A 23,864-nucleotide genomic window follows, 5' to 3' on the forward strand; every position below is an offset into this window, starting at 1 on the left:
ACGGGGCATTTTCTCCGCCCCGCGGGCCGTGAAGGGACGTGCTTGTGACCTACGTCGTCACCGAGAACTGCATTCGCTGCAAGTACATGGACTGTGTCGAGGTCTGTCCGGTGGACTGCTTCTACGTCGGCGCCAACATGCTGGTGATCCATCCCGACGAGTGCATCGACTGTGGCGTCTGCGAGCCCGAATGCCCGGCGGAAGCCATCTTCCCCGACAGCGACGAGCGCGCGACGGACTGGGCCGAGTTGAACCGCACCTACGCATCCCAGTGGCCGAACATGTCCCGCAAGGGCGAGGCCCCGGCCGACGCGAAGGAGTGGGACGGGAAGCCCGACAAGCGGGCCCTCTTCGACCCCGCCCCCGGCGAGGCCTAAGAGGCCGCTCGCGGCCCCTCAACCGCGGGCCGTCCGCCGCGTTGGCCTCAGTGGACACGGCGGCGTGACGGAATCGACATCCTGTGATAATGTATCGCCTGGAACGCGAGCGCCCCGCACTGGCCCGTCGAGGGCCGGCCGGGGCCTTTCGTGCCGCAGGGCAGGCACGGCCCCTGCGGGGTCGGGGCAGCCCCGGGTGGCCGGCGTCCTGGCCGGCGCCGGCGGTGTCTCAGAGATCGCGGAGAGCATCATGAAGGCACCCGCCGGAAGCAAGGCGCCAGGCAAGGCCCCCGAGAGCGCCCCCGAGAAGCCTGCCGCGCCGAAGCCCGTCGCCAAGGCGAAGCCCATGGCAACCGCCCGCAAGAGCGAGGGCAAGGCCGAGCCGAAGCCGGCCGATGCCAGGCCAGCTCCTGCGGCCCAGGCCGCGAAGCCCGAGCCGGCCGTGAAGGCGGCGCAGGCGCCGGCCGAGGCGAAGCCCGCCGCGAAGGCGCCTGCGCTCAAGGCCGCCGCCGCCCGCGCCAGCAATCCCGCCAAGGTCGAGGCAGCGCCCCGGGCCGAGCCCGACGACGCCGAGACCTCCCCGCCACCTTCCCGCGCCACCGCGCGCCCCGCCGCGCCCCCGGGCACGGCGGAGGCCCAGGCGCCCGCACCGAGCATGACCAGCAGCAACCAGTCCGAACCTGTCATCCAGGCCCCCATCCGCCCGGCCCCGCCGCCCAAGCCCCTCGGCAATGCCGGGAAGGACTTCAAGGCGGGCGACCACGTCGTCTATCCCACCCATGGCGTGGGACAGGTGCAGGGGATCGAGGAGGTGCCCGTCGCGGGCCTCACCCTGAAGGTGATCGTCGTCACCTTCGAGGAGAACCGCATGACCCTGAAGGTCCCGATGGCCAAGGCGGCCTCCTCGGGCCTTCGCAAGCTCGCCTCCGACAAGGTGATGGGCGAGGCGATGGACACGCTGAAGGGCCGCGCGCGCATCAAGCGCACGATGTGGTCCCGCCGCGCCCAGGAATACGAGCAGAAGATCAACTCCGGCGACCCGATCGCGATCGCCGAGGTGGTGCGCGACCTGCACCGGAACGCCGGGCAGCCCGACCAGTCCTTCTCCGAGCGCCAGATCTACGAGCTGGCCCTGGACCGGCTGGCGGCCGAGGTCGCGGCCATGGACCGCACGGACAAGGCGGCGGCCACGCAGAAGCTGCTCGACCACCTGAAGACCGCCGAGAAGGCGGAGAAGGCCGAGAAGCCGGAGAAGGAGAAGTAGGACGCCCCCGGCGGCCCCCTACCACATCGTCTCCTTCGCCCGCGCCGCCCAGCCGGAGTCATAGGGCTCACCGCCGACCTGGCCCTCGCTGAGCGAGGCCAGGATCCGGCCCGGCGTCGGCAGGCTGCCCGGCGCCACCCGCGCCTGCGGGTCCCAGAGACCGGCACGGATCACTGCCCGGGCGCACTGGAAGTACACGCTCTCCACCACCACGACCGCCACGCTGCGGGGCGCCTTGCCCTCCACCCCGAAGCTCTCCAGCAGCGCGGGATCGGCGGAGATGTGGGCCCGCCCGTTCACCCGCAGCGCGTTGCCGTGGCCGGGGATGAGGAACATCAGCGCCACGCGCGGGTCCCGCACGATGTTCCGCAGGGAATCGATCCGGTTGTTGCCGCGCCGGTCCGGCAGCAGCAGCGTGCGTTCATCCGCGATCCGCACCAGTTCCCCGGTCCGGTCGCCGCGCGGGGAGCAGTCCAGCCCCTCCGGCCCGACGGTCGCGAGGGCGAGGAAGGGCGATGCCTCGATCATCGCGCGGTACTCCGGCGTGATCCGGGGCACCTCCTTCACCGTGGAGGCGTCGTTCGGCACGCCGTAGAGCGCCTCGAGGGCCTCGACGGTGTCGATGCGGTGGGTCATCGGGGGATCCTTTCGGCGCCGTGCTGCGCCCACCGCGCCCGGCCCGCAAGCGCGCCGTGCCGCCGCGCGCGCATCTCCCCGCGGGCGTTGCGCCGGGGCCTGGACAGGTGGCCAACCTGTCGCCTTCGCCTAAGCTCCCGCCATGCAGGACCTCCACGGCGTCTTCCCCTACCTCGTCTCCCCCATCGGCCCTGACGGGAGGGTGCTGGACGAGGTGCTGGCCCGGCTCTGCGAGCACCTGATCGCGGCCGGGGTCCACGGCCTCACCCCGCTCGGCAGCACCGGGGAATTTGCCTACCTGAACGCCGGCCAGCGCCGCCGCATCATCCAGGTGGTGGTGGAGGCCGCCGCCGGGCGCGTGCCCGTGGTGGCGGGGATCGCGGCGAACACCACGGCCGAGGCGGTGCGCCAGGCAAAGGAGGCGGCCGAGCTGGGCGCGGACGGCATCCTCGCGATCTTGGAAGCCTACTTCCCTGTGCCCGAGGCGGGGGTGGTCGACTACTTCACGGCCGTGGCGGACGCGACGGACCGCCCGGTGGTGCTCTACACCAACCCGCAGTTCCAGCGGTCGGACCTCTCCCTTCCCGCCCTCGCCGCGCTCTCCCGGCACCCGCGCATCGGCTACGTGAAGGATGCCTCCACCAACACCGGCCGGCTCCTCTCCATCATGGACAGGACGGAGGGGCGGATGCGGGTCTTCGCCGCCTCCGCCCATATTCCGGCCGCGGTGATGCTGATCGGGGGCGTGGGCTGGATGGCCGGCCCCGCCTGCGCCATCCCCCGGCAGAGCGTGCAGCTCTACGAGCTGTGCCGCGCCGGCGACTGGACCGCCGCCATGGCCCTGCAGCGCCGCCTGTGGCGCATCAACGAATTGTTCGCGCGCCATGCCCTGGCTGCCTGCATCAAGGGCGCGCTGGAGATCCAGGGCTTCCCGGTCGGCGTTCCCCTGCCCCCGCAGCCCGCCCTCTCCGCGCAGGGCAGGCAGGAGGTGGAAGCGGCGCTCGCCAATCTGGATATCCACGCCGATGATGCGTAGATATGGCGGATGCAGCCGAACCTCCGACTTCTCCGCCAGGACCGGGCGCTGACCGCGGTCTCCGTGCTCCTTGACGTGGCATTTCATGCCGGGCGCGGCGCGAACGGCGCGGTGGCCGGCGGCGCGGAGGTGGCGGAGCGCCTCGGCGCCGCGCGGAGGGGCATCGAGCCTGTCTTTCAGGCCCTCTCCCGCGCCGGGCTGCTGGAAGGGGTGCGCGGCCCGCGCGGCGGCTACCGCCTTGCCCGCCGCCCGCGCGACATCCGCCTTTCCGAGGCCGTGGCGGCGGTGGCGGACGGCGCGGAGGGTGGCAGCGACCTCTCCGGCCCTCTCCACGCCAAGGTCGTCGGCCCGCTCTGGGCCGAGCTGGACGAGGCCCTGCGGGAGAGGCTGGAAGGGCTGACGCTGGAGGATCTCCTGCGCCGCTCCCAGGCCGCCGGCCTCAACCCGCCGACCTCGGAACCCCTGAACTTCGTGATCTGAGCTAGTTCACCTCGCGCCACTCGCGCCGGGCCTGCTCCGCGGGCATGGAGAGCTGCACCCTCCGCCCCTCCACTGCCGCCACCGTCTCCAGCCCCAGCGCGTGCTGCTTCCCGTCCGCGGCGGGGTCGCTCTTCGTCAGCATCAGGCGTGCGCCGTCGATGTAGTCCACGGTGCCGACATGGCCGCCGTCGCTGCCCACCACCTCCATGCGCTCCTCGATCCGCGCGGCGAGGCCGAGGCGGCGCGCGGGGCCGGCGGGGGGCAGGTCGGGGCTGACGGTGCCGAAGGCCATCCCAAGCCGCGCGGCCACATAGGCCTCGGCATCCGCCGCGGCCTGCACCACGGGGCCCATGCCGAAGAACTCGTGGGTCACGCCCGGGTAGTTGCGGGCGGCGACGGGCACCCCCGCCTCCTGCATCTTCTCCGCCAGGGCCAAGCCATCGCTCCTCAGCGGGTCGATCCCGGCAGTGACGACGGTGGCGGGGGGCAGGTTGACGAAGCTGGCACGACCGACGAGATCGACGCGTGGGTCCTGCTTGTCGGCGTCGTTCCGCAGGTAGTGGCCCATGAACCAGCCCATCATCGCGCGGTTCAGCGGCTTGGCACCCGCGTTGTCGCGGTAGGACTCGGTGTTCATGTCCACGCCCGCCATGGGGTAGACCAGCACCTGCGCCACGGGGGCCTGCACCCCGGCATCCCGCGCGGCGATCGCGACATTGGCCGCCAGGTTGCCGCCCGCGCTCTCCCCTACCACCGCCACGCGGCGCGGATCGCCGCCGAGGCTGGCGGCATTCGCCACCACCCAGCGATAGGCGGCGAAGGCGTCGTCATGCGCCGCCGGGAAGCGGTTCTCCGGCGCCTGCCGGTAGCGCACGGCCACGGCGATGGCGCCGGTTCGGTGGGAGAGGGCGCGCGGCGTGGCGTCGTAGGTGTTCAGGTCGGCGATCACGAAGCCGCCGCCGTGGAAGTACAGGATCACCGGGCGCTGCACGCCGCCTCCGCCTGCCACCGGCCCATCCGGCGTATAGACGCGGGCCATCAGCGCCCCGCCCGGCCCGGGCAGGGTGATGTCGCGCGCCGCGACGCCCAAGCTCGGCGCGGGCGGCTGGTTGTTCCGGCGCAGCAGCTCCTGCACCGCGTCCGCCGCGCTCGGCTGGCGCCGCGCCTCCTCCGGCGAGAGCTCCTCGATCGGCCTCGGCTTCAAGTCGTTCAGGGCGGCCAGCACGCGCAGCATGTCCCGGTCCGCGTTGGCGGCGGGGTTGCCCGCGATGGCGCGGGTGGCATCGCCAAGCCGCTCCCCCAGGCTGGAGGGCTGCTGGGCGACGGCAGGCGGCTGCGGCGCCGGGACCGGGGCGGGGCTGGTGCCCTGCGCCAGCCCCGCCGTGGAGGAGAGCAGCAGGGCGGCGAGGGTCGCGGCGGGTCTCATGGCTGTCCTATCCTGTCAGGTGCGGCTCAGCGCGCGGGCTGCACGCGCCAGAGCGCGTAGGCCTGCTGCGGGGTGGCGCCCTTCTCGTGGTAGCGGGCCATGTCCTGGATCTGGGATGTGGTGACGTAGATCGCCCCGTCCGGTCCTTCCGCCAGGCTGTCCGGCCAGCGCAGGCGCTTGTCCTGCACCAGCGTGTCCATCCGCCCGTCCGGCCGGCGCACCTTGAGGGAATCGTCCTCCGGGCTCGTGATGTAGAGGTTGCCCGCCTTGTCCATCCAGTAGCCGTCGGCGACGCAGGTGGTGCCGATCTTCTCCACGGAGGAAGCGAGGCGCGTGGGCGCGATGCCCTCGTCAATCAGCGAGGCGGTGGCGATGCGGTAGAGGGTGCGGCCCGTCAGCGCCTGCCAGTAGAGGTACTTGCCCTCCGCATCCAGCGCGATGCCGTCCGCGGCGAAAAGGGTGGGGCGGCCATCCGTGCGGCGCAGCTCCCGCCCATCCGCCTTCACGATCACGTCCGGCTCCGGCTGGGTGGGGCCGGCGCCGTCCAGCACGCGGCGCGCCTTGCCCGTGGAAAGGTCCACCACCACGATCGCGCCGCGCTGGCCGCTATCGGTGATGAAGGCCCAGCGGCCGTCCGGCGTCACGCGCACATCGTTCAGGTAGGCGCCCTGCGGGGCCGTGCTGCTGTCGAAGGCAATGGTCTGCACGACCTTGTTGCTGCCCAGGTCCACCTTCAGCATCTTCACGCCGCCTGGCAGGTTGAACTCGTTGCCCGGCGCGGCGGGGTCCAGGATCCAGAGGAAGCCCTGCGGATCCACCGTCACGCTCTGCACGCAGATGAGGTGGTTCGCCAGGTCGCGCGGGGCGGCGTTGCGGTAGGCGTTCCACTCCGCATCCGGGTAGGGCTTCAGGGAGCCGTCGCGCCCGACCTCGGCGACGGAGATTTCCACGTCCTTCTCCCAGCGCGGGAAGCAGACGAACATGCGCCCGTCCTTCGAGACGGCGACGCCCGTGACCTGCCCCTCGAAGGCCGCCACGCGCTCCAGCCCCGCGGCCGGGGCGGCGCCGGGTGCCGCGGGCTGGGGCGATGCGGGGGGAGATGCGGGCGCCTGAGCCTGGGAGGGCTGGGGCTGGGCCTGGGCAGTCCGCAGCGCGACAAGGCTGGCGGCGGTGCCGAGCAGGGCGGTGCGACGCCCGGTGCGGGGGGTGGAGGACATGTGCGTCTCCTCGGACATTCGGGCGTGGCGCTCCCGTGCGGGCGCGCCAATGGAGAGGCCGGCGGACAGGCCGTTCGGGGCAGTGGCGCGATAACGCCGTGGCGCCGCGACCGTTCAGCCGGGCCGGGCAAGAAGCTTCGGTGAACCCGGCTGTGCGGCGCCGGGCAGGCCGTGCCAGCATCCCCCTCCCCCCGAGAGGAATCGACCATGGACCGGCTACCCGAGACCCCGCCCGCCGGGGAGATGATCTCCCCGCCCCTCCTCGAGCGCCTGGGACGGCGCGGCTTCCTCGGCTCGTCGGGCGCCGTGGCGGGCTACACCCTCGCGGCCGGGCCGGTGATGGCGCAGACCATCGTCACCACGCCGGCCGACGGGCTGGTCGCGGGAGACGTGTCCATCCCGGCCGGAGACCGCGCCATCCCCGGCTACCGCGCCCGCCCCGCCAGCGGCAGCGCCTGGCCGGTCGTTGTCGTGTGCCAGGAGATCTTCGGCCTGCACGAGTACATCAAGGATGTCTGCCGCCGCCTGGCGAAGGAGGGCTACCTGGCGGTCGCGCCCGACTACTACGTGCGCCAGGGCGACCCGAAGAACGCGGAGAACCAGCAGGCCGCCGCCGCCATCGCCATGCGCAAGCCGGATGACGAGCTGTTCCGCGACCTGGACGCCACCTGCGCCTGGGCGGCCTCGGATGGTGGCAACGGCGAGAAGCTGGCGATCATCGGCTTCTGCCGGGGCGGGCGGAACGTCTGGGCCTATGCCGCGCAGAACCCGCGGCTGAAGGCGGGCGTGGCCTGGTACGGGCCGGTTGCCGGGCAGCCCAGCGCGCTGACCCCGCGCGTGCCACTGGACATGGTGGCGGACATCAAGTGCCCCATCCTCGGCCTCTACGGCGAGGCGGACACGGGCATCCCCGTGGAAGGCCTTCGGACAATGGAGACCCGGATGCGGGAGGCCGGAAAGCGCTTCACCCTGGTGATCTACCCGGGGGCGCCGCATGGCTTCCACGCGGATTACCGCCCGAGCTACCGCGAGGAGCCCGCGAAGGCCGGGTGGCGGCTGATGCTGGACTTCCTGAAGGGGAACGGGGTCGCCTAGCGCCCCATCGCCCGCAGCATGCCCCGGGCTGCGGCCCGCCCGGTGGCAAGGCAGGCCGTGAGGAGGTAGCCGCCCGTCGGCGCCTCCCAGTCCAGCATCTCCCCGGCCGCGAAAAGGCCGGGGATGCGGTTCACGGCGTAGTCCTCGCCGATCTCCTCCCACCGAATGCCTCCGGCGGAGGAGATGGCGCGGTCCAGCCCCGATACGCCGGTGACGCGGAGTGCCAGGGCCTTCACCCCGCCCTCCCCTTCCCGGAGCAGGGCAATGGCGGCGGGGGCCAAGGCGAGCTGGCGCCGCAGGTGGTTGGAGAGGGACTGCCCGCGCCTCGGGGCGTCCATGCGGCGCGCCACCTCATCCGCCGGGAGGTCCGGGCGCAGGTCCAGAGTGATCCGCGCCTCGCCATGGGCCGCCACGGCATCCCGGATCGCGGCGGATAGGGCATAGACGGCCCCGCCCTCCAGCCCATGGGCGGTGATCATCGCCTCGCCCCGCACGGTGCGGCCACCGAAGGTGATGGCGATGCGCTTCAGCGGCGTGCCGGCGAAACGGTCCCGCAGATGGGGGGACCAGTCGATCAGGATTCCGCAATTGGCCGGGGCAAAGGGCGCCTTCGCCACGCCGCGCGCGGCCAGGATGGGCGCCCAGCTACCATCCGAGCCCAGGCGAGGCCAGGAGGCGCCGCCCATGGCGAGCAGCGCGCTGTCCGGCGTGAGGCGAAGCGGCGCCTCGCCGGGTCGATCGAAAAGGAGGGCGCCGGACTGATCCCACCCCGTCCATTGATGGCGGGCCAGCAGGTTGACGCCCCGCTCCGCCAGCCGCGCGAGCCAGGCGCGCAGCAGCGGCGCGGCCTTCATCGCCTCCGGAAAGACCCGGCCGCTGGTGCCGGCGAAGGTGGGTTGGCCCAGTTCCTCGCACCACGCGCGGACGGCATCCGGCGGGAAGTCTCGGATTGCCGGTTCGAGACGACCCCGCGCCGCGCCGAAGCGGGCGAGGAAGGCCTCCAACGGCTCGGTGTGGGTGATGTTCAGCCCGCCGCGCCCGGCCATGAGCAGCTTGCGCGCGGGGCTGGGCATGCGGTCCAGGACAGTGACCGCGATGCCCGCTTCCGAAAGGACTTCCGCCGCCGCCAGCCCCGCGGGGCCGGCGCCGACGACAAGTGCGGTCAGATCAGCGATCGCGCTCGACCAGCAGCGTCTTGATCTCGCCGATGGCCGCGGCCGGGTTCAGCCCCTTCGGGCAGGTCCGGGCGCAGTTCATGATGGTGTGGCAGCGATAGAGCCGGAACGGATCCTGGAGCTGGTCCAGGCGGTCGCCCTGGTACTCGTCGCGGCTATCGGCGATCCAGCGATAGGCCTGGAGCAGCACGGCCGGGCCGAGATAGCGGTCGCCGTTCCACCAGTAGGAGGGGCAGGCCGTGGAGCAGCAGAAGCACAGGATGCACTCCCACAGCCCGTCGAGCTTGGCGCGCTCCTCCTTGGACTGGCGGCGCTCCTCGTCCGGCGGGGCGGCCGTGTCCGCCTTCAGCCAGGGCTCGATGGAGCGGAGCTGCGCGTAGAGCTGGCTCAGGTCCGGCACCAGGTCCTTCACCACGGGCATGTGCGGCAGCGGGTTGATCCGCACGTCGCCCTGCACGTCCTCGATCGGCTTGAGGCATGCGAGGGTGTTCAGCCCGTCGATGTTCATCGAGCAGGAGCCGCAGATGCCCTCGCGGCAGGAGCGCCGGAAGGTGAGGCTGGTGTCCACCTCGTTCTTGATCTTGATCAGCGCGTCCAGAACCATCGGGCCGCACTTGTCGAGATCGATCTCGTAGGTGTCCATCCGCGGGTTCTCGCCCGTGTCCGGGTCCCAGCGGTAGATCTTGAAGGAGCGCACGTTCTTCGCCCCGGCTTCGGCCTTGTAGACCTGGCCGGGCTGGACCGTGCTGTTCTTCGGAAGGGTGAAGGTCGCCATTTTTCCGGGCTTCCTTAGTAAACGCGTGCCTTGGGCGGGAAGACCTGGACCTCGTTGGTGAGGGTCCGCATCTTCACGTCACGATAATCCAGCTTCACCGAGTACTTGTCGTCGACCCAGGCGAGCGTGTGCTTCATCCAGTTCTGGTCGTCGCGGTCCGGGTAGTCCTCGTGCGCGTGGGCGCCGCGGGACTCGTGCCGGGCCTCGGCGCCGACCACCGTGGTCAGGGCGTTGCCGATCAGGTTGTCCAGCTCCATCGCCTCGACGAGGTCGCTGTTCCAGATCAGGCTGCGGTCCTTGATGTGGATGTCGCTGTAGCCGGCGGCCACCTTCGCCATCTTCTCAACACCCTCCTTCAGCAGGTCGGAGGTGCGGAACACGGCGGCATGGGCCTGCATGGTGCGCTGCATGTTCACGCGCAGCTCGGCCACCGAGGTGTTGCCCTTGGCGTAGCGGACGCGGTCCAGCCGGGCGAGCGCGTTCTCGCCCGCGCCCTCCGGCAGCGGCGCCTGCACGGCGCCGGGGCGCAGCGTCTCCTTCGCGCGGTGGGCCGCGGCGCGGCCGAACACCACGAGGTCGAGCAGCGAGTTGGTGCCGAGGCGGTTGGCGCCGTGGACCGAGACGCAGGCCGCCTCGCCCACCGCCATCAGGCCGGGAACGGTCGCGTCCTGGTCCGTCGCGGTCGGGCGCAGCACCTCGCAGTGAATGTTCGTGGGGATGCCGCCCATGTTGTAGTGAACGGTCGGGAGCATCGGGATCGGCTCCTTCGTCACGTCCACGCCGGCGAAGATCTTCGCCGTCTCGGAGATGCCGGGCAGGCGCTCATGGAGCAGCTCCGCACCCAGGTGCTCCAGGTGCAGGTGGATGTGGTCCTTGTGCTCACCCACGCCGCGGCCCTCGCGGATCTCCATGGACATGGCGCGGGACACCACGTCGCGGGAGGCGAGGTCCTTCGCCGTCGGGGCGTAGCGCTCCATGAAGCGCTCGCCCTCGGAGTTGGTGAGGTAGCCGCCCTCGCCGCGCGCGCCTTCGGTGACGAGGCAGCCGGAGCCGTAGATGCCCGTGGGGTGGAACTGCACGAACTCGTTGTCCTGCAGCGGCAGGCCGGCGCGCAGAACCATGCCGCCGCCATCGCCCGTGCAGGTGTGGGCGGAGGTGCAGGAGAAGTAGGCGCGGCCGTAGCCGCCGGTGGCCATGACCGTCGTCTGGGCACGGAAGCGGTGGATGGAGCCGTCCTCGAGGTTCCAGGCCATCACGCCGCGGCAGGCGCCTTCCTCGTCCATGATCAGGTCGAGGGCGATGTATTCGACGAAGAACTCGCAGTTATGCTTCAGGCTCTGCTGGTAGAGCGTGTGCAGGATCGCGTGGCCCGTGCGGTCGGCCGCGGCGCAGGCGCGCATGGCCGGCGTCTTGCCGTAGTTCTGCATGTGGCCGCCGAAGGGCCGCTGGTAGATCTTGCCGTCCTCCGTGCGGGAGAAGGGTACGCCGAAGTGCTCCAGCTCGATGATCGCCGGCACGGCCTCGCGGCACATGTACTCGATGGCGTCCTGGTCCCCGAGCCAGTCGGAGCCCTTCACCGTGTCGTACATGTGCCAGCGCCAGTCATCCTCGCCCATGTTGCCGAGGGAGGCGCCGACGCCGCCCTGGGCGGCCACGGTGTGGGAGCGGGTGGGGAAGACCTTCGTGATGCAGGCGGTCTTCAGCCCCGCCGCACCCATGCCGAAGGTGGCGCGAAGGCCGGCGCCGCCGGCCCCCACCACCACCACGTCGTAGGTGTGGTCCACGATCCGATAGGCGCCGCCGTTGAGGCCGGGGCGCGGAGGCTGGCTGATGGCGTTCATTGCGGGTTCTCGTACGTCCTGGCGCCGGGTCCGGCGCATGTCCTTGCGCCCCGCGGGGCGCTGAAGCTCTTCCGCCCGGGAAGGCGCGGCGTCCGGGCGGGGGAACGCCCGGCGGAAATGGGGGAAGCCCCTGCGCGGCTCGGGAAGAGAAGCCGCGCCAGGCTCATCAGACCGCCAGCCGGATCACGGCCAGGGCCGAGAGCAGGGCCGCCACCAGACATATGGCCTTGATAACGAGGCCTGCAACCATCGCCCGGCGCTCGGGGCGGATGTAGTCCTCGATCACCACCTGCAGCCCGGCTTCGGTGTGGTGGAAGGTGATCCCGATCAGCAGGATCATCAGCACGGCGTTGAAGGGCCGCCCGATCCACTCCGCCATCACCTCCCAGGGGTCGCCGGCATGAGCGGCGATGGAGAAGACGAACCAGATCGTCAGCGGCAGCAGCGCGACGGAGGTGACGCGCTGCATCCACCAGTGATGGGTGCCGTTCCGGGCGGAGCCCGAGCCGCGCACGCGGCCGAGCCCGGTCTGCATGCTGGTCTGGCGGTTGACCGCCGGGATGTGCTCGCTCATCGGCGCGCCTTTCCTACGAAGCCCAGGCGATGATGCCGACGATCCAGGTCAGGACCGTCATCACGCCGGTGCCGATGATCACCATCCAGCCCGTGCGATAGGTGGTCGGGATGTCGTAGCCGTAGCCCGCATCCCAGACGAGGTGCCGCACGCCGTTCAGCGTGTGGTACCAGACCGCGACGGAGAGGCCGAACAGCACGATCACGCCGATGAAGCTGCCGAAGAACCACTGGGCCCGGGCATAGGACTCCGGCCCCGCCGCCAGCGCGAGGATCCACCAGACGAAGAAGACGAGCCCCACCGACCAGGCGCTGCCGGTGATGCGGTGGGAGATGGAGGTCGCGCTGGACATCTGCAGCATGTCGTAGACCTGCAGATGCGGGGAGAGCGGCCGGCGGACGGTGGTGCCGTCCGTGCGGGTACCGATCATGAGGGCTTCGCGCGCGTCGGGGTTATGGGCCATGCGGCGTCCTGCAATGCTGCCGGGCGCGACTGGTCCGCGCGGGGCTGCGCCGCTTTTATGGTGCTGCACCGCGAAGCGTCAATCTCACGAAATCAAGGTGTTGCGAAGGGGTCGCAAGTAGAATGCCGGGGTTCTGCCATACCCCTGTAACTTCAACCCCGTAGGGCACCACGCCGCAACAACTCCTCAGCGATCTGCACGGCGTTCAGGGCGCCGCCCTTCCGCAGATTGTCCCCCGCGCACCAAAGGGCGAGTCCGTTCGGCACCGTCGCATCGGGCCGGATGCGGGATACGAAGACCGGGTCCTCCCCCACCGTGTCCAGCGGCGTGACGTAGCCGCCATCGTCCCGCCGATCGAGCAGGGTCAGGCCGGGCGCGCCTCGGATCGCCTCCCGCGCCTCGGCCTCGTCCACCGGCCGGTCGAAGGCGGCCTGGATCGTCAGGCAGTGCCCGATGAAGACCGGCACGCGCACGCAGGTGGCGGCCACCGGCACGCCGCCGAGCAGGCGGCCGGCATCCTCGGCGATCGCCTCCTCCTCATCGGTCCGCCCGTCCTCGCCGAAGGCGCCGACCTGGGGAATGAGGTTGAAGGCGATGGGCTTGGGGAACTGCTCCGGCACGGCCGGATCATTCACGAAAACGCCGCGGGTCTGGCTGAACAGCTCGTCCATCGCCTCCCGCCCCGCGCCGGAGACGGGCTGGAGCGAGGTGGCGGAAACCCGGACCAGACCGCCGAGCGCCTGGAGCGGGTGCAGCGCCATGGCCATCAGGATGGCGCCCGAGGCCGGCGAGGCAACGATCCGTGGATCGGAACCGAGGGCGCCCGGATTCACCTCCGGCACCACCACCGGCGCGTCGGGATTGGCGAATCCGCTGGCATCCACCACGGCACAGCCGGCCGCGGCCGCCTTGCGGGCCAGGGTGACGGGGCCGACCGTGCCCGGCGCCAGGAAGAGAAGGTCGGTTGCGGCCCAGTCGTGCCGCTCCACCGCCTCCACCTTCACGTCCCGGTCTCCGAAGGAGAGCGAGCCGCCGACCGACCGGCCGGAGGCAAGGGCGGCGATGGAGGAAACGGGGAACTCCCGCTCCGCGAGCGTCTTGATGATCTCCCGCCCCACCTGCCCGGTGGCGCCGGCGACCGCGATCCGATGAGCCATTCCGCGAAATCCCTTCCCCGCCAGCATCCCGGCCGGGAAGGGCGGGCCGCAGATAGGGTGGCGCGCCCCCCTCCTGCAACCCGCCTTCCCGTTCAGGCAGCCCGCACCGCCCGCAGGAAGCCCGAGGACTTCTCCCGCAGGATGGCGGTCTGCCCCGCCAGCGCCTCGGTGGCGGAGAGCATGCCGCCTGCCGCGCTGCCCGTCTCCTCCGCCGCGGCGCGGACGCCGGCGATGGCCTGGTTCACCGTGTCCGTGCCCCCGGCCACCTGAGCGGCGCTCCGGGCGATCTCCCGCGTGGTCGCGCCCTGCTCCTCCACCGCGGCGGCGATGGCCGTCGCGATGCCGCTGGTGCGCTCCACCGTCTCGCCAATGCCGCGGATCGCCTCCACCGCGCCCGTCGTGGCGGCCTGCATCTGCTGGATCTGGCTGGAGATCTCCTCCGTCGCCTTTGCCGTCTGGGCGGCCAGGGTCTTCACCTCGCTCGCCACCACGGCGAAGCCGCGCCCGGCCTCGCCGGCCCGCGCCGCCTCGATGGTGGCGTTCAGGGCCAGAAGGTTCGTCTGGCCGGCGATGTCGCCGATCAGCCGCACCACGTCGCCGATCCGCGCCGCGCCCTCGGCCAGGCCGCGCACCGTGCCGTCGGTCGCGCGCGCCTCGGAAACGGCCTGGGCGGCTACCTCGGCGGCCTCGGCCACCCGGCGGGTAATCTCCGTGATGCTGGCGGCCATCTCCTCAGCGGCGGCGGCCACGGCGCCCACCTCCCCGCTCGCACGCGCCGCGGCATCGGCCACCTGCGCGGCCTCCCGGCCGGAGCGCTCGGCGGTGTCGTGCACGTCGCCGGCGGCGCGGCGGAGCGATTCCACCTCCCCGGCCAGGGCCTCGACCACGCCGCCCACCTCTGCCTCGAAGGTATCGGCCAGGCGCACCTCCTCCGTCACCAGGCGCCAGGTCAGCATCGGGCCGGTATAGGCGCCCGTGCCATCGGTGATGGCGCTGGCCTGCAGGTCCACGACCTCGTTCCCCACGCGCAGCCGGGCGCGGTGCGGCAGGGCGGCGGGATCCGCCAGAGTGGCGCGCAGCCCGGCCATTCCCTCCATCGGCAGGTCCTCCAGCGCGCGGCCGATCACCGGTTCCGTCACGCCCAGCCGGGCCAGGACCTCGCCCATCTCGGCGTTCGCGTGCGTCACGCGCAGGGCGGGATCGGCGGCCATCAGCCCCAGCGGCATCTGCTCGATCATCTGGGCCTGCCCGAAGGCGCGGCCCACCGTGCCGCGCAGTTCCTCCAGCGCGGCGGCGATGCGGCCCGTCTCGTCCCGGCCCTCCCGGTCCCGCGCCTCGGCGGCATCGCCAGGGCTGGTGTCGCCGGCCGCGATGGCGCGCACGCGCACCGCCGCCCGGCGCAACGGCCCGCCGATGGCCCGGCCGGAGGCCCAGGAAGAGGCGAGCTGGATCAGCGCCACCGCGGCGCCGATCCACAGGGTGAAGGCCACCACGCTCTGGAGCGCCGCCGTCGTCTCCGCGCGGCGCCCCGCGGCATCGTCGCGCAGCAGGCGAGTGGATTCGTCCAGCGCGCGGCGCAGGGCAGCCGCGGCGGGCTCGGCCTCTTCCGCGCGGATCTTCACCAGGTCGGCGACGGAGGCGAGAATGGTTTCGGAACCCTCAGCCAACCCGGCGGCGACGTTGCCCACCCGGGCCACATCCTCCTTCAGCCGCGCCGAGACCTCGTAGGACTGCACGCCCCGCAGGTGCACCCGCTGCTGGGCCACGGCGCGGCGCACGCGGCGAGCCTGGCCGTCCTCCCCGGTCACAAGGAAGCGCTGCACGGCCAGCCGCGCCTCGTTCACCCCGTTGCTGAAGGCCATCACGCGGCCCCGCACCTCGTCCACCTGGGACCGGTCGGGCACCTCGAACTCCAGCGCGCCCAGCACCGCCTCCATGCCCTGGTCGAACTCGGAGGTCAGGCGGTAGAGCCTGTCGTCCCGCGCCTCGATCATGCGGGCGCGCGCCTCCAGCATGCGGGCGATCGCGGCCTCGTAGCGGCGGCTCTCCGGCAAGGCGGCCAGCGCGGCCTCCCTCGCGGCGGGCAGGGTGATCTCGGCCGCCGCCTCCTCCACCAGCTTCCGCGCGGCGCCCAGGGCGGCGCCGGCCTCCTCCGCCGCGGCCCGGGCGGCGGGCAGGTCCTGGGCCGTGCTCAGCTGCGCCTCCTGCACCGGGGCCTGGGCGGCGCGGCTGCCCGCCTGCTCCACCAGGGCCTGCACGCGCGCCGCCACGCGCAGCCCGTCCTGCTGCTGCGAGACGTCCTGTAGCTCCGACCAGACGAGGCCGACGAGGCCGCTGAGGAGGCAGAGGGTCAGCCCGGCGGCTGCGCCGAGCTTCCTGGCGACGGATAGGTTCTGGAAGGCGCGCATGGCCTGGACGGGCTCCTCGGCTGTGACCGTGGCGCGATCATCGGCGCGATTCCCTAACCGCCGGATAAGCCCTGCCCTCTTGCATCGGCGTCCCTTGCATCGGCGGGCGCGCGCGCGCAGATCGGGCCCCGTGCTGCACCTCATCAAGCTGGCCGTGGGGCCGAAGGACGTCGCGCAGATGGAGCGGGGCCAAGCCCTGCGCGCCAGCGGGCCGGAGGGCCTGCGCCACGTCACCCGCATGGCGCCGAAGCGCGCGGCCGAGATCCTGGAGGCCGGCGGCTCCCTCTACTGGGTGGTGGCCGGGGTGCTGCGGGTGCGCCAGCGTATCCTGGCGATCGAGCCGGTGAAGCGGGCCGATGGTGCCGCGGCTACCGCCCTCGTCCTCCAGCCCGGTCTGGTGCCGGTGCTGCCCCGCCCGATGAAGCCCTTCCAGGGCTGGCGCTACCTGGAAGCGGCGGATGCGCCCCTGGACCTGGCGGAAGGCGCCGCCGGCGTGGAGGGGATTGAGAGCCTGCCGCCGAAGATGCGGCAGGCGCTGGCGGAGCTGGGGCTGCTCTAGTGGCCGGCAGTTGGCCCCCGGGCCCGGCCCATGCTAGGCGGCGCCGACCCATGGCCCCCCTCTCATGCTCAAGCGGCTGACGCGCCACCCCCGCTTCCTCGCCGCCATGGCATGGCTGCTGGGGCTCTACATCGCCCTCATTCACCGGACCACGCGCTGGACTCTCGTCGGCGACGCCGCGTTGGAGACGATGCGAGCGCGGCCCGGGACGATCGTCCTCTCCTTCTGGCACGAGCGCATCACCCTCGGCCCGCGCCCCTGGCTGGACATCATCCGCCATATCCCGGAGCTGCGCCCGAAGCGCCCGCAGGTTCTCGTCTCCCGCCACCGGGACGGCGTCTTCATCGGCAACGTCGTCGCGCGCTTCGACCTCGACACGGTCCATGGCTCTACCTCCAGGGGCGGCAGCCAGGCGCTGCGGACCATGCTGCGCATCCTGCGCGCCGGAGGGGTGGTCGCCATCACGCCGGACGGGCCGCGCGGGCCGCGGCGGGTGGCGGCGCCGGGGGTGGGGCAGCTCGCGGCGGTCTCAGGAGCCATGGTGCTGCCCTATGCCGGGATCACGACGCGGCACATCCGCCTGCACTCCTGGGACCAGATGGTGGTGCCCCTTCCCTTCTCCCGCGGGCTGATGCTGCTGCACCCCATGTTCACCGTGCCGCCCCATGCGGCGGAGGCCGGGCGCGCGGCGGTGGAGGCGGCGCTGACCGAGGCCTGCGAGGCGGTGGATGCCTGGGCCGCCGCCATCCGCGCCGGCGGTTCCGGTGAGGCGGAGCTTGCGGCCGTGCGGGCCATCGCCCGGCGTGCCCCGCCCGCCTTCCCCGATCGCGGCAGCGCCGGGGCGGCCCCGCCCGCCGCCTTCTCGGGCGACGCGGCGTGACTGCCCTGATCCACCCGGACCCCGCGACCGAAGGCGGCCAGTGGCGCGGCGCCCTGCCGCTGCTCGCCTGGCGGGCGACCACCACCCTGGCCGCGCCCCTGCTCCCCCTCTGGCTGGCCCGCCGCGCACGGCGCGGGAAGGAGGACCCGGCCCGGCTGCGCGAGCGGCGCGGCGAGGGGGCGGAGCGCCCGCCCGGCCCCCTCCTCTGGCTCCACGGGGCGAGTGTGGGGGAAAGCCAGTCCGCCCTGCCGCTGATCGAGGCCCTGGCTGAGGCCCGGCCGGCGCTGCGCTTCCTCGTCACCACCGGCACCGTCACCGCGGCACGGCTGCTGGAGGAGCGCCTGCCGCGGGCGCTGGCGGGGCTCGTGCAGCACCGCTTCGCGCCGCTGGACGTGCCAGCCCACGTCGCCCGCTTCCTCGATAGCTGGCGGCCGGACGCGGCGGTGTTCATCGAGAGCGAGATCTGGCCGAACCTCCTCCTCGCCACACGGGCACGGGGCATTCCGATGGCGCTGATCAACGCCCGGATCTCCGACCGCTCGGCCCGCGGCTGGGGGCGGCTTCCCGCGGTCGCGCAGCGCCTTTTCGGGGCTTTCGACCTGGCGATCGCGCAGACCGAGACGGATGCGGCGCATCTCCGCGCTCTAGGGGCGAAATCGGCGCTGGCCTGGGGCAACCTGAAGTTCGCAGCCCGCCCCCTGCCCGCCTCGGAGCCGGCCCTGGCCGCGCTGCGCGGCGCGATCGACGCCCGCCCCGTGCTGCTGGCCGCCAGCACCCATCCCGGCGAGGAGGCGCAGGTGGCGGAGGCCCATGCACGGTTGCGGGAGCGCCTTCCGGGCCTGCTGACGATCGTCGCACCCCGCCACCCGGAGCGCGGCCCGGCCCTGGCCCGGGAGCTTGAGGCCCATGATCCGGCGCTGCGCTCCACCGGGGCCCTGCCGGGGCCGGACACGGCGATCTACATCGCGGACACGCTGGGGGAGCTGGGCCTGCTCTACCGCGTGGCAGGGGCGGCACTGATCGGCGGCTCCCTCGTGCCGCATGGTGGGCAGAACCCGCTGGAGGCGGCGCGGCTGGGCTGCCCCGTGCTGCTCGGGCCGAACACCGGCAACTTCACCGCCATCGTGGACCGGATGCTGGCCGCCGGGGCCGCCCTCCGCGTGGCCGATGCCGCCGCGCTGGCCGTGGCGGCGGGCGGCGTGCTAACGGATGCGGCCCGGGCCCGGTCCATGACCACGGCCGCCGCCCGGATCGCGGCGGATTCCGGGGCCCTGCCCGAACGGATGGCCGCCGCGATAGGGACCCTCCTGCCCGCCCCCGGCAGAGCCCCCGAAGGGGCCGGGGACGCGGCGGCACACGGATGAAGGACGCCTGACGGCACCATGCGTGCCCCCGATTTCTGGACCGGGGATGGCGGCGGAATCGCGCCCATCCTCCTCTCCCCCATCGCGGCGCTCTACGCGGCGGCGACGGCGCGGCGCGTGGCGCAGCCCGGCTGGCACGCGCCCGTGCCGGTGATCTGCTGCGGCAATGCCACCGCCGGCGGCGCGGGCAAGACCACCCTGACCCTGGACCTTGGCCGGCGCCTGGCGAACCGTGGCGTGGCCGTGCACTTCCTCACCCGCGGCTATGGCGGCACGCTGAAGGGCCCCGCGCGGGTGGAGCCCGGCAGGCACGACAGCGAGACGGTCGGCGACGAGGCCCTGCTGCTGGCCGCGGAGCGCCCGACCTGGATCGCCGCCGACCGCGCGGCCGGCGCCCGCGCCGCGGTGGAGGCCGGGGCGCAGGCCATCGTGATGGATGACGGGCTCCAGAACCCGACGCTGGAGAAGGATCTCTCCTTCCTCACGATCGATGGCAGCTACGGCTTCGGCAACAACCGCGTCATTCCCGCCGGGCCGCTGCGCGAGCCGGTGGCGGCCGCCGCCAGCCGCGCCCAGGCGGCGGTGCTGATCGGGGCGGATGAGTGCGGCGCCCTGGCGCTGCTCCCGCCCGGCCTGCCCGTGCTGCGCGCCCGGAACGTGCCGGGGCCGGAGGCGGCGCAACTGGCCGGGCAGTCCGTCTTTGCTTTCTGCGGCATCGGCAATCCCCGCAAGTTCTTCGCCACCCTGTCCGAATCCGGCGCCATCATCGCGGGGCGGGCCTCCTACGCGGACCACTACCCCTACGACGCCGGGGACATGCGGGACCTGCTGGCGGAGGCGGACCGGCTGCGCGCCATTCCCGTGACGACGAAGAAGGACTTCGTCCGCATCCCCGCCGCCTTCCGCTCACGCGTGACGGTGGTGACGGTGACGCTGCAGTGGGAGGAGCCGGCGATGCTGGAGGCGATCCTGGATCCCCTGGCCGTACGGGTTCCGGTGCCGGCCTGAGCGGGGGCGCTGGCCGGCCCTGAAGCCGGCGGGATGTGTTGCGCCGGCACCACAGGCCGGCAAATCTCGCGGCCGGGAACATTCCGCGCGGCCAGTACGAAACCGAACCGTGCTGCGGCGCGATACGCGCCCATGCGCCGGCTGCTCCTTCTCCTCCCGCTCCTCCTTGTCGCTGCCTGCGCCGCCGATCCGCCATCCCCGACCACAGCGCCGCGGGCCAGCACCGCGCCCAACCTGCGCCCGGCCGGCCCGGGCGCCGCGCAGCTCGTGGCCGCCGCGGAGCGGGAGTGGCGGGACTGGGGGCGCATCGCCGTGGAGGGCTGGCCCGTGGCGCTGGACCGCACGCCGGACGCCACGCCGGAGCTGTTCGACAAGCTGATGTCCTACTGGTCCGCCACGCCGGACGGGCCGGGGATCATCCAGGCCCACATGCATTTCCGCGACACCATCGCGGTGCCCAGCCTCGCCTCCGCCTCGCTCGATCCTGTCTCCGGCCTGCCCTTCAACGTGGTGCCGGCGAACGTCGCCATCTCGTCCTACAACACGCCGGCCTGGTCGGCGGCCTTCATCAGCTACGCGATGAACTCGGCCGGCGTGGCGCCCTCGGACTTCCGGTCCTCCTCCGCCCATGTCTTCTACATGGATGGGATGATCGACAACTACCTGGCCGACCCGGAGGGTTCCGCCTTCCGCCCGCACCATGTGGAGGAGTACGCGCCGCGCCCGGGCGACCTGCTCTGCTACGACCGCTCCGCCAGCCCCCTGCCGAACTGGGAGGCGCGGATGGCGGAGCGCGGGCGCTCCCGCCCCTCCCACTGCGATATCGTGGTGCGCGCGGGCGGCGGCACGATCGACATCATCGGCGGCAACGTGATGGACGTGGTGCTGCGCCGGCGCATCCCGACCGATGCCAAGGGCATCGTCCTGCCCGCGCCGCCGGAGCGGCCGCCCTTCTTCGCGATCTTCGAGAACCGGCGCTGAGAAGGGGCGCTCAGCCCGCGATTCTCCTTTCCACCAGCAGGCGCCGCACACCGGGGTGGATCATCGCCACGTCCGGCACGGAGCGCCGGGTGTTCTCAGGTGTCGTCTCGCGGCCCTGCGGCAGGCGCGCCGCGATGCCGGGCCGGGCGGCGTCGATCGCCGCCGCGAGCCTGTAGGCGACATCCTCCGGCAGGCCCGGACGGGCCAGGATGTAGCTCCAGGTGCCGACGGAGGTGACGGGTGCGGACTGGCCGGGATAGCTCCCCCCTGGCAGCACCATCTCGCGGATGATGGGATCGGCCGACATGGCCCTGCGGCGCTCGGCCTCGTCGAGGGGGATGAACCTCGCCCTGGCCGGGCCGGAGGCGATGGCCGTGAAGGCCGGCCAGCCCGCGCCGCCGCCCCAGAGCGCGGCCACGCGCCCGCTCTCCACCATCCCCGGCCCCTCGCCGACGTGGTCGAGATAGACCGGCCGGAAGTCGCGATCGATGTCCAGCCCCAGCCCGCCGAGGATGCGCCGGGCGAGCACGACGAATCCGGAACCACCCGCGCCCCAGGCAATCGGCTTCCCGACCAGGTCAGTGAGGGAGGTGGCCGGCGAATCGCCCCGCGTCACGAAGAGGCCGGGCGTCGCGTAGATGGCGGTGATGACCGACAGGCCGCGCCCGCTGGCCAGGGCTCCCGTCGCCACCTCACCGGCGACCAGGGCGATGTCCACCGCCCCATCCGCCAGCAACCGCGCATTCTCCGTGCTTCCCGCCGTGTTGCGCGGGGTGAGGCGGAGCGCCGGATCCACGCCGCCCAGCGCGGCAATCAGGGCGTCGCCATAGGCGGGGAAGCCGCCGCCCGGCGTCGCGGTGGCGAGGGTGAGGCCAACGGCCGGCTGGGCCAGGGCCGCACCGGGCAGCGCGGCGGCGAGGGCAAGGGCCGCGCGGCGGCGCAGGCGCGGTGGCTGGTCCATGGCGGTGTCTCTCAGCTCAGGTAGCGGGCGCGAAGGTGCTCCATGAAGGCCGAGGGGTCGAGCGGCCGGCCGGTGGCGGCCGTCATCAGGTCCTGGAAGCCCAGCAGCGAGCCCTTGCCGTGCACGGAGGTCCGTAGCCAGCCCAGGAGCGGCGCGAAGTCTCCCCGCCCCAGGGCATCGTCCAGCCCCGGCAGCGCGGCGCGGGCCGTCTGCATGAGCTGCGCGGCCGCCATGGCGCCGAGGGTGTAGGAGGGGAAGTAGCCGAAGGCGCCGTCGTACCAGTGGATGTCCTGCAGGCAGCCGCGCCGGTCGTCAGGCGGGGTGATGCCGAGCAGCGCCTGCAGCCCCTCCGCCCAGGCACCGGGGAGATCAGCCACGGAAAGGTCCCCGGCGATCAGCGCGCGCTCCAGCCGGAAGCGCAGGATGACGTGGGCGGGGTAGGTGATCTCGTCGGCCTCCGTGCGGATGAAGCCGCGCTCCACCCGGCGCCAGAGCCGGCCGAGATTCGCCGCCGAGTAGGCCGCCGGATCGCCGCCGAAGGCCGCGTGCAGCTCCGGCCCGAGCCAGGAGAGGAAGGCATCCGACCGGGCGGCCTGCATCTCGATGATGAGGCTCTGGGACTCGTGCGCGGCCATGCCGGCGGCCTCGCCCACGGGCTGCCGGGCGAAGGGCTCGGGCAGCCCGCGCTCGTACAGGGCGTGGCCGGTCTCGTGCAGGATGCCCAGCAGCGCCTGGCCGAAGGCGTCCGGCGTGTAGCGGGTGGTCAGGCGCACGTCGGTGGGGGTGCCGCCGCAGAAGGGGTGTGCGCTCTCGTCCAGCCGGGCGTGCTCGTAGTCCAGCCCGGCGCGTTCCGAGAGGCGGCGGCCCAGGGCGCGCTGCACCTCCATCGGGAAGGGCCCCTGCGGCTCGACCGGCGCGGGGCGGGCGGCCTGGATCGCCTCGGCCCGGGGCAGCGCGTCCCGCAGGAAGGCCTCGTAGGCGGCGAAGACGGGCTCCACGTCCGCGGCGGCGATGCCGGGCTGGTAGGCGTCCATCAGCGCGTCGTAGGGGGAGAGCCCCGTGGCGTCGGCCAGCGCGGCGGCGGTCTCGCGCTGGAGGCGCACGACATCCTCCAGCCAGGGGCGCACTGCGGCGAAGTCGGAGCTGGGCCGGGCCTCGCGCCAGACCTTCTCGCAGGCGGAGTTGGCGCGCGCCACAGCCTCCACCAGATCGGCGCTCATCGCGGTGGCGCGGAGATGGGCGCGGCGCATGAGGGAGAGGTTGGCCTCGTCCCAGGGCCCCTCTGCCGTTGCGCCAGCCAGCTCGTCGGCCACCTCGGACGCCACCAGCATGGAATGGGAGAGGCCGGCCAGAACCGCCAGTTGCTCTCCCCGCGCCGCGCCGCCGCCGGGCGGCATCATGGCCGAGGCATCCCAGCCCAGCATCGCCGAACACTCCCCGAGGGTGGCGATGCGGGCGAAGCGGTCCTTCAGGCGGGCGTAGGATGCGTTCATGCGTCGTCCTTCCGGATGGCCCAGGCGACCAGCACGCCCAGCAGCGAGGCGGCGAGCCCGTACCAGGTGATGGCGTAGCCAAGATGGGAGTTGGGCGGCCGCGGCAGGGTCTCCGCCGGCTGCGGCAGGGCATCGCGCGGGGTATCCGCGGTGCGGAGGGCCACCAGCAGGTCCGCCATCGTGCCGGGAAGCCCCAGCGCCGCGCCGATGGCCCGCGCGTCAGCGGTGTAGAAACGGCGGCCGGCCACGTCGTCGGTGGCGGCGAAGAGGTCCCGGTCATGCGGCGGAGAGACGTAGCCCACCACCGTCACCGTTCCCGCCGGCCGGATGATCGCAGCGCCGTCCCGTTGCATGGGCACCCAGCCGCGATTCACCAGCACAGGGGGCAGCCCCTCCGCCTCCAGCGGCGTGATGAGGTGCGTGCCGAGAACGGCGCCGCGCACCTGGGCGCCGAGCGTCGCCTCCAGGTCGTGGCGGAAGCGGCCGGTGACGGCGACCTTGGTGAAGGGCTGCGGCGCGGCAGAAAGCGGCACGGGCGGGCCCGCCTCGGCGGCCGCGATGGTGGCCAGCAGCTCGGTCTTCCAGTGCAGCCGCTGCACCTGCCAGGTGCCCAGCGCCAGCAGCACCGCCAGCACGGGGATCGAGGCCAGCACGGCCGGGAGAATGCGGCGCCGGCGGGGCGTCATTGGGAACC

At 73.0% G+C, this 23,864-nt stretch carries 23 protein-coding genes; 10 read left to right on the forward strand and 13 right to left on the reverse strand.

Going from position 1 to position 23,864, the window contains the following annotated elements:
- Positions 1-44 precede the first annotated feature (44 nt).
- Complete coding sequence (gene fdxA / locus NRP21_RS15625; protein WP_257717273.1) at positions 45-377, forward strand: ferredoxin FdxA; 333 nt, start codon at positions 45-47, stop codon at positions 375-377.
- Positions 378-627: 250 nt separating this feature from the next.
- Entirely contained in the window at positions 628-1,641 is a 1,014-nt protein-coding gene (locus tag NRP21_RS15630) for a CarD family transcriptional regulator (RefSeq protein WP_257717154.1), read from the forward strand.
- A gap of 18 nt (positions 1,642-1,659) precedes the next feature.
- Here the strand turns inward: NRP21_RS15630 and NRP21_RS15635 are convergent, their stop codons facing one another.
- The gene (locus tag NRP21_RS15635) at positions 1,660-2,277 is read right to left on the reverse strand and encodes a pyridoxamine 5'-phosphate oxidase family protein (RefSeq protein WP_257717155.1); all 618 of its coding nucleotides are present in this window, start codon (positions 2,275-2,277) and stop codon (positions 1,660-1,662) included.
- A gap of 142 nt (positions 2,278-2,419) precedes the next feature.
- Between NRP21_RS15635 and NRP21_RS15640 the strand changes: the two genes are divergently transcribed.
- Both NRP21_RS15640 and NRP21_RS15645 read left to right on the forward strand, forming a co-directional pair.
- Positions 2,420-3,313 (forward strand): dihydrodipicolinate synthase family protein, encoded by an 894-nt coding sequence (locus NRP21_RS15640; protein WP_257717156.1) that lies wholly within the window; start codon positions 2,420-2,422, stop codon positions 3,311-3,313.
- Positions 3,314-3,322: 9 nt separating this feature from the next.
- A complete protein-coding gene (locus NRP21_RS15645) occupies positions 3,323-3,793 on the forward strand; it encodes an RrF2 family transcriptional regulator (RefSeq protein WP_257717157.1) in 471 nt (156 codons plus the stop codon).
- Between the two features lies 1 nt (position 3,794).
- On the opposite strand, the gene NRP21_RS15650 is transcribed toward NRP21_RS15645, so the two are convergent.
- Together NRP21_RS15650 and NRP21_RS15655 are read right to left on the reverse strand one after the other, a co-directional pair.
- The gene (locus NRP21_RS15650; protein WP_257717158.1) at positions 3,795-5,219 is read right to left on the reverse strand and encodes an alpha/beta hydrolase fold domain-containing protein; all 1,425 of its coding nucleotides are present in this window, start codon (positions 5,217-5,219) and stop codon (positions 3,795-3,797) included.
- Positions 5,220-5,245: 26 nt separating this feature from the next.
- Positions 5,246-6,436, reverse strand: a complete 1,191-nt coding sequence (locus NRP21_RS15655) for an SMP-30/gluconolactonase/LRE family protein (protein WP_257717159.1) — start codon at positions 6,434-6,436, stop codon at positions 5,246-5,248.
- 207 nt (positions 6,437-6,643) lie between these two features.
- Between NRP21_RS15655 and NRP21_RS15660 the strand changes: the two genes are divergently transcribed.
- Entirely contained in the window at positions 6,644-7,531 is an 888-nt protein-coding gene (locus NRP21_RS15660) for a dienelactone hydrolase family protein (protein WP_257717160.1), read from the forward strand.
- Here the strand turns inward: NRP21_RS15660 and NRP21_RS15665 are convergent.
- From NRP21_RS15665 to NRP21_RS15695, 7 genes are all read right to left on the reverse strand, one after another.
- Positions 7,528-8,706 (reverse strand): TIGR03862 family flavoprotein, encoded by a 1,179-nt coding sequence (locus tag NRP21_RS15665; RefSeq protein ID WP_257717274.1) that lies wholly within the window; start codon positions 8,704-8,706, stop codon positions 7,528-7,530. The genes NRP21_RS15660 and NRP21_RS15665 overlap by 4 nt on opposite strands.
- Positions 8,699-9,481 (reverse strand): succinate dehydrogenase iron-sulfur subunit, encoded by a 783-nt coding sequence (locus NRP21_RS15670; protein WP_308219902.1) that lies wholly within the window; start codon positions 9,479-9,481, stop codon positions 8,699-8,701. Before NRP21_RS15670 ends, NRP21_RS15665 begins: the two co-directional genes overlap by 8 nt.
- A gap of 14 nt (positions 9,482-9,495) precedes the next feature.
- Complete coding sequence (gene sdhA, locus NRP21_RS15675; protein WP_257717161.1) at positions 9,496-11,322, reverse strand: succinate dehydrogenase flavoprotein subunit; 1,827 nt, start codon at positions 11,320-11,322, stop codon at positions 9,496-9,498.
- A 166-nt stretch (positions 11,323-11,488) separates the two neighbouring features.
- Positions 11,489-11,896, reverse strand: coding sequence for a succinate dehydrogenase, hydrophobic membrane anchor protein (gene sdhD, locus NRP21_RS15680; protein WP_257717162.1), 408 nt, complete (start codon positions 11,894-11,896; stop codon positions 11,489-11,491).
- Positions 11,897-11,909: 13 nt separating this feature from the next.
- Entirely contained in the window at positions 11,910-12,359 is a 450-nt protein-coding gene (sdhC, locus tag NRP21_RS15685; RefSeq protein ID WP_257717163.1) for a succinate dehydrogenase, cytochrome b556 subunit, read from the reverse strand.
- Positions 12,360-12,511: 152 nt separating this feature from the next.
- Positions 12,512-13,516 carry an aspartate-semialdehyde dehydrogenase gene (locus NRP21_RS15690; protein WP_257717164.1) on the reverse strand — a complete coding sequence of 335 codons (1,005 nt, stop codon included), beginning with the start codon at positions 13,514-13,516 and terminating at the stop codon, positions 12,512-12,514.
- Positions 13,517-13,608: 92 nt separating this feature from the next.
- Positions 13,609-15,924, reverse strand: a complete 2,316-nt coding sequence (locus NRP21_RS15695; RefSeq protein WP_257717165.1) for a methyl-accepting chemotaxis protein — start codon at positions 15,922-15,924, stop codon at positions 13,609-13,611.
- Positions 15,925-16,054: 130 nt separating this feature from the next.
- Here NRP21_RS15695 and NRP21_RS15700 point away from each other — a divergent pair, with 130 nt between their 5' ends.
- The 5 genes from NRP21_RS15700 (at position 16,055) to NRP21_RS15720 (ending at position 20,716) form a co-directional block, all read left to right on the forward strand.
- Positions 16,055-16,483, forward strand: a complete 429-nt coding sequence (locus NRP21_RS15700) for a DUF1489 family protein (protein WP_257717166.1) — start codon at positions 16,055-16,057, stop codon at positions 16,481-16,483.
- 64 nt (positions 16,484-16,547) lie between these two features.
- Positions 16,548-17,363 (forward strand): lysophospholipid acyltransferase family protein, encoded by an 816-nt coding sequence (locus NRP21_RS15705; protein WP_257717167.1) that lies wholly within the window; start codon positions 16,548-16,550, stop codon positions 17,361-17,363.
- Positions 17,360-18,727 (forward strand): 3-deoxy-D-manno-octulosonic acid transferase, encoded by a 1,368-nt coding sequence (locus NRP21_RS15710; RefSeq protein ID WP_257717168.1) that lies wholly within the window; start codon positions 17,360-17,362, stop codon positions 18,725-18,727. The genes NRP21_RS15705 and NRP21_RS15710 overlap by 4 nt, the downstream gene beginning before the upstream one ends.
- Before the next feature lie 18 nt (positions 18,728-18,745).
- A complete protein-coding gene (gene lpxK / locus NRP21_RS15715) occupies positions 18,746-19,735 on the forward strand; it encodes a tetraacyldisaccharide 4'-kinase (protein ID WP_257717169.1) in 990 nt (329 codons plus the stop codon).
- Between the two features lie 132 nt (positions 19,736-19,867).
- A complete protein-coding gene (locus tag NRP21_RS15720) occupies positions 19,868-20,716 on the forward strand; it encodes a DUF2272 domain-containing protein (RefSeq protein WP_257717170.1) in 849 nt (282 codons plus the stop codon).
- A 10-nt stretch (positions 20,717-20,726) separates the two neighbouring features.
- Here the strand turns inward: NRP21_RS15720 and NRP21_RS15725 are convergent, their stop codons facing one another.
- Genes NRP21_RS15725 through NRP21_RS15735 form a run of 3 tightly spaced genes read right to left on the reverse strand, consistent with a single transcriptional unit; the run spans position 20,727 to position 23,856 of the window.
- Positions 20,727-21,677, reverse strand: a complete 951-nt coding sequence (locus NRP21_RS15725; RefSeq protein WP_257717171.1) for a TAXI family TRAP transporter solute-binding subunit — start codon at positions 21,675-21,677, stop codon at positions 20,727-20,729.
- An 11-nt stretch (positions 21,678-21,688) separates the two neighbouring features.
- Entirely contained in the window at positions 21,689-23,170 is a 1,482-nt protein-coding gene (locus NRP21_RS15730; protein ID WP_257717172.1) for a carboxypeptidase M32, read from the reverse strand.
- Positions 23,167-23,856, reverse strand: coding sequence for an SURF1 family protein (locus NRP21_RS15735; RefSeq protein ID WP_257717173.1), 690 nt, complete (start codon positions 23,854-23,856; stop codon positions 23,167-23,169). Before NRP21_RS15735 ends, NRP21_RS15730 begins: the two co-directional genes overlap by 4 nt.
- Between the last annotated feature and the right edge of the window lie 8 nt (positions 23,857-23,864).

The sequence above is a fragment of the Roseomonas populi genome (assembly GCF_024594815.1).
GTDB classification, from domain to species: Bacteria; Pseudomonadota; Alphaproteobacteria; order Acetobacterales; family Acetobacteraceae; genus Roseomonas; species Roseomonas populi.